Genomic DNA, 14,295 nt, shown 5'->3' on the forward strand with positions numbered 1-14,295 from the left:
GGCCCCCGCCGAGCCGGCTGCCGCCCCCGCCGCTCCGGCCTCCCCGGTGCCGCCGCACATGCAGACGATGGCCGCCCCCGCGGAGATGCCGCCGTCCATCGAGCCCGTGCACAAGAAGGAGCGCATGCATGACTGACGCAACCGCAGCCGCCGCAACCGCCGCAACCACCGAGTTCGCATCCCTGTCCGAAAGCCGTCTCGCCGACCTGCGTGAGCGTTTCGACGCCCGTGAGGCCAACCGCATCGCCATGAACGCGGTCACCGATTCCGGCATCGACAAGACCGCCCGCAATTTCGACCGCGCCCGTTCGCTGCAGCGCCGGTTCTCCACCGTCGTCGACAACGGCAAGGTCACGTCGCAGGCGCGTTCCGGCCGCTGCTGGCTGTTCAGCTCGCTGAACGTGGCGCGTTTCGTGGCCAAGAAGAACCTCGGCGTCAAGGACTTCGAGTTCTCCCAGAGCTACGCCATGTACTACGACAAGCTCGAACGCGTGAACTACTTCCTGCAGGACGTGGCCGCGCTCGTCGCAGCCGGAGAGCCCGCCGACTCCCGTCTCATGCAGCATCTGCTGCACGACGTGATGGGCGACGGCGGCCAGTGGACCATGGCCCTGAACGTGTACACCAAGTACGGCGCCGTGCCGAAGGACCTGTTCCCCGAGACCGCGTCCAGCCAGAACACCGGCCAGATGAACACGAACCTGCGTTCCGTGCTGCGTCAGGCTGTCGCCCGGCTGTATGAGGGCGCCGACGTCGAATCCACCGTGGCCGAGACGCTGGCCGCCGCGCACCGTGTGCTCACGATCCATCTGGGCACGCCGCCGACGAGCTTCGACTGGGAGTGGACCGACGACGAGGGCGACTTCCACCGCGTCGGCGAGATCACGCCCGTCGAGTTCTGGAACCGCTACGTCGACGCCGGCCTTGAGGACTACGTCTGCCTGGTCGACGACCCGCGCAAGGAGCATCCGAAGGGCACGAAGATCGCCATCGAGCATCTTGGCAACGTCGTCGGCGGCACGCCCACCGAGTATCTCAACGTGCCGGTCGACTTCATGAAGGACTGCGCCCGCCGCATCATGGAGGAACAGGGCATTCCCGTCTGGTTCGGCGCGGACTGCCATCCGATGATGGACCGCACGAACGGCGCATGGGCCACCGACCTGTTCGAATACGGCCGCGTGTACGACTTCGACTTCGCGATGGACAAGGAGGAGCGTGTGCGCTTCGCCGATTCCGCGATGAACCATGCGATGGCGTTCGTCGGCGTCGATGTGGCCGACGACGGCACGACGACGCGGCGCTGGCGCGTGGAGAACTCGTGGGGCGACAAGATCGCCGACAAGGGCTACTTCACGATGAGCGACGACTGGTTCAGCGAGTTCGTCTACGAGGTTGCCGTCCCGAAGTCCTACCTGCCCAAGGAGTATCAGGAGGCCCTCGCCGCCCCCGCCATCGCCCTCCCCGCCTGGGATCCAATGGGAGCTTTGGCTTGACGGCAAAGCCGTCAAGCCAAAGCTAGAAAACCGTTAAGCGCGACAGTCCAGTGGACTGTCGCGCTGTGGAGTGTTCTGTCATCCTGAGCGGAGGGCGCAGCCCGGAGTCGAAGGATCTTGTCCGTGCTATGGTAAAGATCCTTCGACTCGCTGCGCTCGCTCAGGATGACAACTGTGTGATTGCGCGCGTTTAGGATGACAACTGTGTGATTGCGCTCGCTCAGGATGACAACTGTGTGATTGCGCTCGCTCAGGATGACGACTGTGTGGTTGCGCTCGCTCAGGATGACGACCGTGTCGTGTGGTTGCGCTCGCTCAGGATACTGACCATGTGGCTGCGCGCGCTCGGAATAACGGAGTGCTCCAGGGGCGTCCTCGCTTCTGCCCAGTCACCCGACCCGATACGCAACGAGGTCCGGCACCAAACGGTGCCGGACCTCGTTGTATATCGTCGTAAATCCGCGATTTTACGCGTACATGTTGCGTTCGCGCATGTCGGCGGGCAGTCCTTCGATGAGGTGCGTCACCGAATCGCTTTCGAACACGGAGCGGATGCCGGCGGCCAGCAGCGGCGCGATGGACAGCACGGTCACGCCGTCGAAGCGCTTCTCGGCGGGCACGGGCACGGTGTCGGTGAGGATGATCTCGCGGGCGCCGCAGTTCTTGAGTCGTTCGACGGCCGGGCCGGAGAGTAGTCCGTGGGTGGCGACGAGCGTCACGCTCTTGGCGCCGGCGCCGCGCAGCACCTTCACGGCCTCGCAGATGGTGCCGGCGGTGTCGATCATGTCGTCGACGACGATGCAGTCGCGGCCCTCGACGTCGCCGATGATGCCATGCGCCTCGGCATGGTTCGGACGCGTGATGTCGCGCGACTTGTGGATGAACGCCAGCGGACGGTTGTCGAGGCGGGCGGCCCAGCGTTCGGACACCTTGATGCGGCCGGCGTCGGGGGAGACGATGGTCACGTTGCCGAGCTCGCAGTGGTTGCGCACGTAGTCGATGAGGATCGGCATGGCGGTCAGGTGGTCGACGGGGTTGTCGAAGAAGCCCTGCTCCTGCGTGGCGTGCAGGTCGACGGTGATGATGCGGTCGGCGCCGGCGGTCTTGAACATGTCGAACATGAGGCGCGCGGTGATGGGTTCGCGGCCCTGGTGCTTCTTGTCCTGACGGGAGTAGCCGAAGAACGGCGCGACGACGGTGATGGAGCGGGCGGACGCGCGTTTGAGCGCGTCTATCATGATGAGCTGCTCCATGATCCACTTGTTGATGGGGTCGGTGTGGCTTTGGATGACGAACACGTCGGCGCCGCGCACGGGCTGCGTGAAGCGGATGTACATCTCGCCGTTCGCGAAGTCGTATGCCGTCGTAGGGAGAACGTCGATGCCCAGGCATTTCGCGATTTCCTCACCCAATTCCGGGTATGCCCGGCCGGTGACGATGGCGAGCTTCCTCTTCGGGGTTTCCTCCAGGACTGTGGACATGCGAGTTTCTCCTTTCGACCCTTGTCGATAGTAGTCGAAATCATGGGGTTTTCCTACCTGACAGCGTAGCGGTGTCGCGTCATGGAACGTTTGACGTGGCGCCAGTCATCACATGTTGTTGGAAAACGCCCCATAATCGTCCCGATATGTGGCGTCCGTCGGCAATAGTGAGACAATGAAGACGTCCCGACGTCGTCGTCGACGCCGTCTCCTCCGACGGTTCCGGAACGGGCATCGCACATCGGATTCGATGCAATCGAATGAGACAACACGGGGGAAAGTGGCGGGGACCTCGTATAGTGGGAGTTCGTCTCAGCGGTTGAGACGAGATACATGGCGACAGACCGTCGCATCATGCAGTGAAAGAGGTGAGAAATATGGCAGTGCTTCGTGGCCCCGACAGCAGCGAAGACGAACGGCGCAATCTCTCGGAGCGCGCGGTTTTTCCCGAGACGATGGATGTGAACATCTATCAGCTTGATCCTATTCCGGCACCTCGCTCCTTTATCAGGGAGATTCCGCTCAGCGACAAGCAGCTCGAGCTGGTCCGCCGCTCGCGTCAGGAGATCCGCGACGTGCTCAACGGCCGCGACGACCGCCTGCTCGCCATCGTGGGCCCCTGCTCGATCCATGATCCGAAGGCCGCGCACGACTACGCGCAGCGTCTGGCCGAACTCAAGTACGAACTTCGTGACGACCTGGTGATCGTCATGCGCGTGTACTTCGAGAAGCCACGCACCACCATCGGATGGAAGGGCCTCATCAACGACCCCGACCTCGACGGCACGTTCAACATCCGCAAGGGCATGTTCATGGCGCGCAAGGTGCTTTCCGACGTGCTCGACCTCGGCGTGCCCGCCGCCACCGAATGGCTCGACCCCATCACGCCGCAGTACCTTTCCGACGCGATCAGCTGGGGCGCGATCGGCGCGCGCAACACCGAAAGCCAGGTGCATCGCGAACTGGCCAGCGGCCTTTCGATGCCGGTCGGCTTCAAGAACTCCACCGACGGCTCCATCAAGGCGGCCGCCGACTCCTGCTACGCGTCCAGCTTCCAGCACCACTTCCTGTCCATCAACCTCGACGGCCACGTGATCGCCGCCGAGACGAAGGGCAACCCCGACTGCCACCTGATTCTGCGCGGTTCGAGCCACGGCCCGAACTACGATCCCGAATCGGTGAAGGGCGCGCTCGAGGCGCTGAAGAAGTCGAAGGCGCCCGGTCCGAGCGAGGTCGGCCTGATCGTCGACGCCGCGCACGGCAACTGCGGCAAGGACGAGGTCGTCGAGGCCAAGGTCGTCGAGAACCTCGCCGAACGCATCGGCAATGGCGAGAAGGGCATCACCGGCATCATGATGGAAAGCTTCATCGAGGCCGGATCGCAGAAGCCCGCCCCGCTCGACCAGCTCGTGTACGGCAAGTCCGTCACCGACCGCTGCGTGCCGTGGGATCGCACCGACGAGCTGCTGCACACGCTCGCCGCCGCGGTCCGCAAGCGTCGCACGCTGTAGACGGATTCCAGAGGGGAGTCGGTTGGCTGCGTACCAATCGGCTCCCCTCATGATTGAGGGGAGCCAAGTTGCTGAGACGTGTCGTCCTGAGTGGACGGCGTGTTCTGTGTCATCCTGAACGGGCGGCTCTTCCTTTTGTCATCCTGAGCGAGCGCAGCGAGTCGAAGGATCTTTGACCACGATGTGTGCAAGATCCTTCGACTCCGGGCTTCACCCTCCGCTCAGGATGACAGGTGAAGCGCTTCGCCCTCCGCTCAGGATGACAGGTGAGACGCTTCGCCCTCCGCTCAGGATGACAGGTGAGACGCTTCGCCCTCCGCTCAGGACGACGGGTGAGAGGCTTCGCCCTCCGCTCAGGACGACAGGAGCATCCCGAGGGGAGTTGACGTGTGGTTGACGACTGGATAAAAACACGGAAAATGTTCGGTCGTTTTGGCGTTTCATGCGAAATAATGGTCGTGTATGGAATTTCTGCAACGATGCGGGGAAGGGAAAAGACATGGCCGATAGAATCGTCGTCGTGACGGAAAGCAAGGCGCCGAAGCACCTGCGGATGAACGAGCGCGTGGCGCCCGTCGACTTGGAGCCGGACGTCGCGCCCGTACTCAAATGGGAGGTGCCGCTCGTCGACATCGGCACCGTGCAGGCCGCCGACGAGGCCACGGCCTTCAACGCCGTCGTCGCATACCAGGTGGTCGTCGCCTCCACATACGACATCGCGGAATCCGGCATCGGCGACGTATGGGACTCCGGCCGCCGCGAAGGCAACGGCTTCGACGGCGTCACGCTCGACGAGGTCGCCATGCCGGCCAGCACCCGCTACTGGACGGCCGTGCGTGTCTGGCGCGGCACCGAGGACTCCAGCAAACCCACCGCATGGAGCGAGCCGATGACGTTCGGCACCGGCGCCGGCACGGCATGGCACGCCGAGCCGATCTGGGCCGACCCGCTCACCGCCAACGCCTACCGCACCCTCGACCTGCCCGAAAACGCCCTCGACGAAGCCGTGGAATCCGACGCCGACGACCAGTTCGCCGCCAAGCCGCAGACCATGCAGTCGGAGCACAACTCCCAGGGCTGGGCGCTGATGCGCGGACGCATCAGCCTCGCACGCAAGCCCATCCGCTGGGCCACGCTCAACGCCACCGGCGCCAGCGTCTGGCGGTCCCGTCAGTTCGTCTACCGCATGTGGCTCAACGGCCACTTCGTCGGCATCGGACCGACGTTCCCCATCGCCGGCGAAACACGATACGACGGCTTCGACGTCACCCGGTACCTCGTCCCCGGCCGCGACAACTTCATCGGCGTCATCGCCTACGCGCTCGAGGACCAGCGGTTCATGGCCCAGCTCGACGTCATGTACGAGGACGGCACGCTCGCCCACTTCGGCACCGACGACGAATGGCTCGCCAAGGTCGGCAACAACGTCTTCCTCGACTCGCCGTCCGTCGGATCGCACGTCTACGAACTGCCCGCGGAATACATCGACGCCGCGGAATACCCGCGCGGCATGTCCGAGGTCGGCTACGACGACATCGCATGGGCCGGCGCCAAGGTCAAGCCCGCGTTCGACGAACTCAAGGCCGCGCCCATCGACAAGCCCGAACTGCACGAATGGAAGGCCGTCGACAAATGGAAGACCGACGACGGCCGCCTCGTCCTCGACTTCGGGCGCGCCGTGGCCGGCGGCATCCGCATGGCCGCATACTCGTCCACGCCGACGAACCTCGTCATCCGCTACGGCGAAGTGCTCAACGACGACCGCACCGTCAAATACCGGCTGAGCGCCTACAACACGTATCAGGACGTCTGGCACTTCGAACCGAACAAGCTCAAGGTGCCGATCTCCGCACGCACATGGGGCCTGCGCGTGTTCCGCTACGTCGAGATCCTCTCTGGGGACGACGACGGCCTCATCGACACGCTGTACGACAGCGACACCGCCATCATGGCACGTTCGCTCATCTACCCGTTCCACGGCGACGCCAAGGGCTTCGACTCATCCGACGACACCCTCAACCGCGTATGGAACCTGTGCCGCAGCACCATCGAAGGCCTGAACGTGAACATGTACGTCGACTCGTGGACGCGCGAACGCATTCCGTACGAGGCCGACGCATGGCTCCAGCAGCGCGCGCACCTGGCACTGGACGACGCGCCCGCCCTCGGCGAATACTCCATCAATTTCCTGCTCGCCAACCGCACCTGGCCCACCGAATGGCCCATGTACCTGGTGCTCGCCGTATACAACGCGTGGGTGCAGACCGGCAACCTCAAGCAGGCGCGCGACCACTGGGACCAGATCGTCGCCATGCTGCCCAACGGCTACATCGACGACACGACCGGGCTGATCGTCAAGGACCCGGGCGAAAGCAGCCACACCGACGGCGACCTCGTCGACTGGCCGCCCGCCGAACGCGACGGATTCGAATTCGGCCGCGTGAACACCGTCATCAACGCGCTCGCCGCCTACGCCTACCGGTGCGCGTCGCAGCTCGCACTGAAACTCGGCAAGGGCGAGGAGGGACGCCGGTACTTCCGCATCGCCACACGAATGAACAAGGCCATCAACGAACGGCTGTGGGACGAGGAGACCGGCGCCTACGTCGACGGGCTCGACACCGGCGCCGACGGCGCGCAGCTCGGCCACTGCTCCGAACACGCCTCCGCGTTCGTGCTCGCCGGATGCCGCGTGCCCGCCGAGCGCATCCCGCGCGTGGTGAGGTTCCTGCATGGCAAGGGCATGGCCTGCAGCGTGTACGTGGCCGCCATCCTGCTCGAAGGACTCTACAAGGCCGGCGCCGGCTCCTACGCGAACGAGCTGATGGCCGCCACCGAAGGCGAACGCACCTGGCAGCACATGATCGACCAGGGCGCGGGCGCCACCATGGAGGCGTGGAGCCTGGACCTCAAGAGCAACACCACGTACTCGCATCCGTGGGCGTGCTCGCCGGCATACCTGCTGCCACGGTACATGGTGGGCGTGCACCCGCTGGAGCCGGGCTTCCGCGAGTTCGTCGTGGCGCCGCAGGGCGGTGCCGTGCGCGAAGCCAGCGCCATCGTGCCGACCGCCGTCGGACGGATCGAAGCCTCGTACAAGCTGCTCGGCGACACGATTCCCACGCCGGGAGACCAGCGCGTCGACGGCATCGAAATCACCGTGACCGTGCCGATCGGCACCACGGCCGACGTGATCGTGCCGCCGCTCACCGAAGGCAAAGGCGTGCTGACGCTCAACGGCGAGGAAGCCTCCGCGGGCGACGCCTCGCTGGGCATGCCCACCACCATCGCGCAGGGCAACTACCCCGAGGGCGCACGCCGCATCCACGGCCTGACCGCCGGCCACCACGTCATCGTCGCCAAGAGCGCAAACGCCTGACCACTCGTCATCCCGAGCGGAGGGCCGGCACCAACTCTTGTCATCCTGAGCGGAGGGCCGACACCAACTCTTGTCATCCCGAGTGGAAGGCCGGCACCAACTCTTGTCATCCTGAGCGGAGGGCCGGCACCAACTCTTGTCATCCTGAGCGGAGGGCGTAGCCCGGAGTCGAAGGATCTTGCACATACCGTGCTCAAAGATCCTTCGACTCCGCCGCAAGCGGCTTCGCTCAGGATGACAGTGGAAAATAAGCCGGCTTCGCTCAGGATGACAGTGGAGAATAAGCCGGCTTCGCTCAGGATGGATGACAGTGGAGAATAAGCCGGCTTCGCCCAGGATGGATGACAGTGGAGAATAAAGCGGCTTCGCCCAGGATGACAGTGAGGTGCAGTCCGGCTGACAGGGTAGGACGGCCGAGGGGAGTGCTCCGCTACGGAAGGAGACGGCACTACGGTCGTGCCGGCAACCCGTACAATGTGGGAGGACATTCGCATATGAGGAGACTGATTCGTCATGCAAGACAACAATGACCGCGGCGAAGAGCTGCGCGCCATCCGTGAGGCCCTGGGGGAGGGCAAGAACCCGCTGAACATGCAAGGCATCCCACGCTGGGAGGACCAGGTCGGCATCGACCGCATCGTCAACCGCCGCGTCATGGAGCTCGACCCGCTGCCCACGCCGGCCGAAGTGCTCGCCGACCTGCCGCTCGACGGCGCCGCCCGCGACCTCGTCGCCACATCACGCGACGAAGTACGCGCCTGTCTGTACGGCCAGGACGACCGACTGCTCGTGCTCGTCGGCCCCTGCTCCGTACACGACCCCAAGGCCGCACTCGACTACGCGCACCGGCTCGCCGCACTCAAGGACGAACTCGACGGCGAACTCATGATCGTCATGCGCGTGTACTTCGAAAAACCGCGCACCACCGTAGGCTGGAAAGGCCTCATCAACGACCCCGACGTCGACGGCAGCCACAACATCCACAAAGGCCTGCTGCTCGCCCGCCGCGTCCTCCTCGACGTACTCGACGCCGGACTGCCCGCCGCCACCGAATTCCTCGAACCCACGTCGCCGCAGTTCATCGCCGACGCCGTCACCTGGGGCGCGATCGGCGCGCGCAACACCGAAAGCCAGATCCACCGCCAGCTCGCCAGCGGACTGTCCATGCCCGTCGGCTTCAAGAACGCCACCGACGGCTCCGTCAAAGCCGCCATCAACGGCTGCTACGCCGCCGCCCAGCAGCACACGTTCTTCGGCATCGACCACGAAGGACGCGCCGCCGCCGTCGAAACGCTCGGCAACCCCGACTGCCACGTGGTGCTGCGCGGCTCCAGCCACGGTCCGAACTACGACCCCGAATCCGTCGCCGCCGCCATGGCCGCGGTCCGCGACGAAATGCCCGCCGACTCGGCCGCCGCGCACGGGCTCGTCATCGACGCCTCGCACGGCAACTCCGGCAAGGACGAACACCGCCAGGCCGAAGTCGTGCGCAACATCGCCGCCCGCATCGCCGCAGGAGAACAGGGCATCACCGGCATCATGATGGAAAGCTTCATCGAAGGCGGCAACCAGCCCGCCGCGCCATTGCCCCAGCTCGTCTACGGCAAGTCCATCACCGACAAATGCATCGCATGGCCCGAAACCGAGAAGCTGCTGCGCGAGCTCGCCCAGGCGGTGGGCGAACGCCGATGGAGCTGACGCCGCTGCGTAACACGCGGAAGGGCGGTCGGGAGACGTATGCATTTCGCGATACGCTCCGGGCCGCTCAGGCCAAGTCTTTACGATCGCGAAACGCATACGTCTCCCTCCCTCAGGTCCGCTACTGTGCTTGCGGCTAGAAGGGCTGAGCCGTTACGCGGACAGTCCTGTGGACTGTCCGTAGGCTCAGGGCGCGCGATTGCATCGAGCGCGCCGTTGGGAAATACGTCTCTCGTAAGCCGTGCGTTTTCTGTCATCCTGAGCGGAGCCGCTTGCGGCGGAGTCGAAGGATCTTGAATCGGCTAGGGGTGCAAGATCCTTCGACTCCGGGCTACGCCCTCCGCTCAGGATGACAAGGAGAGGACGCATACGCCCTCCGCTCAGGATGACAAGGAGAGGACGCATACTGCTTCGCTCAGGATGACAAGGAGAGGCCGCAAGCGGCTTCGCTCAGGATGACAGAGGGTATGGCGGCTCCGCTTGCGGCGGTAGTGGGTTGGTAGGTGTCGGACCGTCCCGTCCTCACCGTTTCCCGTCCTCTCCCGCGACTTGAAGCCGGCCTGGTGCAAGACCCACTAAGCTGTATCGGGGAAAGTCATTACGCAGATTACGTACCGTAAAGGAGCATTCATGACCAGGACCATCGCCGTCATCGGAGCAATGGACGAAGAGGTCGCCCTCATCGCGCAGTCACTGCACGACACCGCCACCACGCACGCCGCCGGTCTTGACGTCGTCTCCGGCACCTATGCCACGAAGTCCGGCGAAACGCTGCACGTCGTCGCCACGGTGGCCGGCATGGGCACGGTGAACGCGGCCGCCACCACGCAGCATCTCATCGACGTCCACCGGCCCGAAGCCGTCATCTTCTCCGGTATCGCCGGCAATCTCAACAAGCATCTGCACATCAACGACGTCGTGCTCGGCGGCACGCTGCGCTACCTCGACTCCGACATGCGCCTCATCGCCCAGTCCGCGCCGAAGACCGAGGAATTCCATTCCGACCCGAAGCTCATCGAACTTGCCGACGAGGCGTTGGACGACATGGGCATCACCCACATCACCGGCATCATCGCCACCGGCAACTACTTCGTCGAAGGCGATGAGAACGTCAACAGGGTGATCGTGGCCACCGGCGCCGATGCCGTGGAGATGGAGGGCGCCGCCGTCGTGCACGTCGCCTCGCGCAACGGCGTGCCCGCACTGGTCATCCGCGCGCTGAGCGACAACGCCGACACCGAATACGAGACGTTCAAGGAATTCGACATCAGCGAATACGCCGACACCGCCGCCAAGCTCGTCCTCAACATCCTCGGCAGGATGTGACGGCCGCACAGGCCTGAACGATAGCGATACTTAGCGCGAATACGACGAGGGTTCCGGAACCGACTTCCATCGGCTCCGGAACCCTCGTTTTTTGATTATGCGGTCATCGGAACGCGGTCATGGCAGACCACGCAATCCGATGACCGGCAGATCAGGCGCGGCGGCGACGGATGACCATCGTCACGCCGGCAGCGGCGGCGACGATCACCACGAGCGCGATGCCCGTGATGGCGACGCCGGTCTTGCCGAGCTGGCCCGCGGTCTTCACGCCGTTGGTGTTGCCGGCCGGGGCGGTTCCCTTGGCCGCGACGGTGATGACGCGCTTGGCGGTGGCGGTGTTGCCGGCCTTGTCGGACACCGTGTAGGTCAGCGTGTATTCGCCGGCCTTGGCGGTGTTGACGGAGCCGCTGACCTTGATGTCCGCGGTCACGTCGCCGTCCTTGTCATCCTTGGCGGTCACGCCGGCCAGAGCGTCGAACTTCGAGTTCAGCGCCACGGTGGCGTCCTGCACGCCGGAGAACACGGGAGCGGTGGTGTCGGGGGTGGCCACGACCACGCTGGCCTCGGCCTGGCCGGGTTCGACCTTCTCCACGGTCTTCTTGTCGCTGCTCAGCGTGACCTTGGCGCTGTAGGCGGCGGCGAGGTTGATGCGTGCCCAGCCCTTGCTGCTGGCGTCGAGCGGGTAGCCGGAGTCGCCTTCGGTCGCGGCGAGCACGGCCTTCTTCTGGTCGGTGGTCAGGTTCTTGAACGCGGCCACGTTGTCGAGCATGCTTACTGCGGCATCCGGGACCACGGCGGCCTGATCGGTCTTGCCGGTGGTCTGGAAGCCGTAGGTCATGCGGGCCTTGTAGGCGGCGATGGCCGACTTGCGATCGGTCACGGCGTTCTTCACCACGTCGTCGGTGAAGTCGTTCTTGTAGCCGTCGGTGCTGTTGGCCTTGGTGTTGTCGATGCAGGACTCCAGCGTGTCGCCATGCTTGTCGGCCTTGCACTGGGCGGTGAGGTAGTTCACCAGCTCGGTACGGGCGGCGGCGGCTTCGGCCTTGGCCTTGGCGTCGCTGCTGACCGCGGTGGCCACGCCGTACTGGCCGGCGATGTGGCCGCCGAGGATGTCGAGCGGGTAGTGAACGCCGAGCACGATGCGGTTGTTGCCGGCTTCGGAGACGCGGGTCATGATCTCAGGACCGAGCTCAGGCAGGATGTAGGCGAGGCCTGCACCCTGGGTGAACGCGAAGGTGGTGTGGCCGGACGGGAACGAGCCGCTGTTGTACAGGCTCGTGTACTCGTTGTCGGGCGTCTCACCGTCGCCCCAGTCGAAGGTCTCGTAGCCGGGAACCTTCTTGATGCGGTTCTGCAGGGTGTCGTCGATGTTCAGGGTCTTGCCCTGGAAGTTCACGCGGTCGATGTACGGACGCGGGTGCTGGTAGTAGGCCTTGGCGGTACCGGTGCTCGCCGACTTGTCCATCGTGGCGAGGAACGCCTTGGTCTGCGGCAGCTTGCCGTTGTCCATGGCGGTCTTGTAGTACTGGCCGAGCACCGGACCAAGTGCGTCGTACAGCGTGTTGGTGGAGTTCATCTGGGCGTCGGACAGGGCGCGCTGGTCCTGGGCGGTCTTGCCGTCGGCGCCGAACGCCTTGTTGTTGATGGAGGCGGTCAGATCGTCATCGTGCTTGGTCGTGGCCTTGGCTACGTCGGTGTTCTTCACGCCGTTGGCGTTGTAGAAGTCGAAGTACGTGTTGTAGTCGGTCAGCAGGTTGGTGATGGCGTCGGCCTTGGGCTGGGTCGGCACGCTCGGCTTGGCGGCTTCGATTTCCACCTCGTCGCGGTGGTGGCCGAAGGAGATGCCGGTAATCTTGCGGGTGGCGGCGTCGGCCTTGTCGAAGGTCACGCGGGCTGTGTAGATGGCGGCGAGGTTGATGCGGCCCCAGCCGTTGCTGTCGGCGTCAAGCGGGTATCCGGACTTGATTTCGCTGGCGGCGATCACCTGACGCAGTTCGTCGGTGCTGAGCTTGAGCTTGCCGTTGGCCGGGTCGTCGGTGTTGAAGTAGTCGACGTTGGCGAGCAGGTTCTCGGCGCCTTCCGGCACAACCGGGCGCTTGGTGGTGTCACCGGTCTGCTCGAAGCCGTAGGTCATGCGGGCGGTGTAGGCGGCGAGGGTGGAGTCCTCGTCGGTGACGGGCTTGGTGACCACGTCATCGGTGAAGGAGTTGGTATAGCCGCCGTACTGCTTCTTGCTGGACTGGCCGTTGGCGTTGGTGGCGTTGATGCAGTCGTGCAGGTTCACGTCCTTGGTCAGGCCGTCGGCCTTGCAGTCGGCGCCGAGCACGGACTGCAGCTCGGCACGCACAGCCTTGGCCTCCTGTGCGGTGGCGGGATCGCTCAGCGCGGTGGCCACGCCATAGGCGCCGGCGATGTGACCACCCATGATGTCAAGCGGGTAGTGGACGCCGAGCACGATGCGGTTGTTACCGGCCTCGGAGACTCGCGTCATGATCTGCGCGCCCAGTTCGGGCATCACGGCCGCGAGCGCCGTGCCCTTGGAGAACGCGAAGGTGGTGTGTCCGGACGGGAAGGAGCCGGAGTCGGCGAGGCTGGCGTATTCGCCCTGGTTCTCGTACGCCTGCACCTTCTGGATGTTCAGCGTGTCCTTGAGTCCCTTGAGGTCGAGCTCCTGACCCTTGTAGTTGGCGCGGTCGATGTACGGACGCGGGTGGGCATACGTGCTCTTGGCGTTGCTGGTGCTCACGCCCATCGACTTGAGGTAGGCGGTGGTCTTCGGCAGCTTGCCGGCGTTCATGTCGGCCTTGAAATAGGCGCCGATCGTCGGGCCGAACGCCTCGTAGAGCGTGTCGGTCGTGTCCATCTGCGCGTCGGAGTAGGCGCGGGCCTGCTGGTCGTTGGTGCCGGCCTTGGTGTCGGCGGCGGCCTTGTTGTTGATTTCCTCGGTCAGGGCGTCATCGTGGGCGAGCACCTTCTCGCCGGCGTCGCTTGCCACGCCCTTGTTCGGGGTCCAGTAGGTGTTGAAGTCGCCGAGCATGGTGGTCAGGGCCTTGCCTTGGTCACCGGCCGGGTTCTGGGCCACGTCGTACTGGATGAAGCTCTGCTCGTTGGATGCGGCATCGCCGGTGGCTTCGGCCGCGTTCGCCGTCGTGGCGAGCGGGGCGAACATGGCCACGGCGACAAGGCCCGTGAGGGCCCCCTTGACCACCGTGGTCGGGAAAGCAGTATGTGTCATGATTCTCCCAATCCTCATATGGAAAAATGCCGACGACTCCGTTCGGGTGGCGTCATCGACATTACTGCGATTCCAGTGTGCGCCACGATGATTCGGGCCGTACGCCGGGGGAGGGAGAAATCAACGCCGGGCAATCCGGCGTTCACCATAATTCAACCGTTGTTCATCT

General features: G+C 64.7%; 7 protein-coding genes. 5 read left to right on the forward strand and 2 right to left on the reverse strand.

The window, feature by feature from the left end; all coding sequences use genetic code 11:
* Window positions 1–128 precede the first annotated feature (128 nt).
* Entirely contained in the window at window positions 129–1,496 is a 1,368-nt protein-coding gene (locus tag KIH77_RS08295) for a C1 family peptidase (protein WP_219100897.1), read from the forward strand.
* Window positions 1,497–1,963: 467 nt separating this feature from the next.
* On the opposite strand, the gene KIH77_RS08300 is transcribed toward KIH77_RS08295, so the two are convergent.
* Window positions 1,964–2,977, reverse strand: a complete 1,014-nt coding sequence (locus tag KIH77_RS08300) for a ribose-phosphate diphosphokinase (protein ID WP_219100899.1) — start codon at window positions 2,975–2,977, stop codon at window positions 1,964–1,966.
* Between the two features lie 377 nt (window positions 2,978–3,354).
* Between KIH77_RS08300 and KIH77_RS08305 the strand changes: the two genes are divergently transcribed.
* The 4 genes from KIH77_RS08305 to mtnN all read left to right on the forward strand — a co-directional run bounded on the left by KIH77_RS08305 (window position 3,355) and on the right by mtnN (window position 10,891).
* Window positions 3,355–4,488: a 3-deoxy-7-phosphoheptulonate synthase gene (locus KIH77_RS08305; RefSeq protein WP_219100901.1), complete on the forward strand. Its 1,134-nt coding sequence runs from the start codon at window positions 3,355–3,357 to the stop codon at window positions 4,486–4,488.
* Between the two features lie 499 nt (window positions 4,489–4,987).
* Window positions 4,988–7,867: a family 78 glycoside hydrolase catalytic domain gene (locus KIH77_RS08310; protein WP_219100903.1), complete on the forward strand. Its 2,880-nt coding sequence runs from the start codon at window positions 4,988–4,990 to the stop codon at window positions 7,865–7,867.
* Between the two features lie 513 nt (window positions 7,868–8,380).
* On the forward strand, window positions 8,381–9,565 hold the full coding sequence (locus KIH77_RS08315) for a 3-deoxy-7-phosphoheptulonate synthase (RefSeq protein ID WP_219100905.1): 1,185 nt from the start codon (window positions 8,381–8,383) through the stop codon (window positions 9,563–9,565).
* Window positions 9,566–10,195: 630 nt separating this feature from the next.
* Complete coding sequence (gene mtnN, locus KIH77_RS08320) at window positions 10,196–10,891, forward strand: 5'-methylthioadenosine/S-adenosylhomocysteine nucleosidase (protein ID WP_219100907.1); 696 nt, start codon at window positions 10,196–10,198, stop codon at window positions 10,889–10,891.
* Between the two features lie 151 nt (window positions 10,892–11,042).
* Here the strand turns inward: mtnN and KIH77_RS08325 are convergent, their stop codons facing one another.
* Window positions 11,043–14,126, reverse strand: coding sequence for a phosphatase PAP2 family protein (locus tag KIH77_RS08325; protein WP_219100909.1), 3,084 nt, complete (start codon window positions 14,124–14,126; stop codon window positions 11,043–11,045).
* Between the last annotated feature and the right edge of the window lie 169 nt (window positions 14,127–14,295).

The organism is Bifidobacterium pluvialisilvae, from assembly GCF_019331695.1.
In the GTDB taxonomy this organism is placed as follows: domain Bacteria; phylum Actinomycetota; class Actinomycetes; order Actinomycetales; family Bifidobacteriaceae; genus Galliscardovia; species Galliscardovia pluvialisilvae.

Excerpts from the sequence above, each read along its gene's own strand:
- KIH77_RS08295 (WP_219100897.1), top strand. The coding sequence starts at position 129 with ATGACTGACGCAACCGCAGCCGCCGCAACCGCCGCAACCACCGAGTTC.
- KIH77_RS08300 (WP_219100899.1), bottom strand. The coding sequence starts at position 2,977 with ATGTCCACAGTCCTGGAGGAAACCCCGAAGAGGAAGCTCGCCATCGTC.
- KIH77_RS08305 (WP_219100901.1), top strand. The coding sequence starts at position 3,355 with ATGGCAGTGCTTCGTGGCCCCGACAGCAGCGAAGACGAACGGCGCAAT.
- KIH77_RS08310 (WP_219100903.1), top strand. The coding sequence starts at position 4,988 with ATGGCCGATAGAATCGTCGTCGTGACGGAAAGCAAGGCGCCGAAGCAC.
- KIH77_RS08315 (WP_219100905.1), top strand. The coding sequence starts at position 8,381 with ATGCAAGACAACAATGACCGCGGCGAAGAGCTGCGCGCCATCCGTGAG.
- mtnN (WP_219100907.1), top strand. The coding sequence starts at position 10,196 with ATGACCAGGACCATCGCCGTCATCGGAGCAATGGACGAAGAGGTCGCC.
- KIH77_RS08325 (WP_219100909.1), bottom strand. The coding sequence starts at position 14,126 with ATGACACATACTGCTTTCCCGACCACGGTGGTCAAGGGGGCCCTCACG.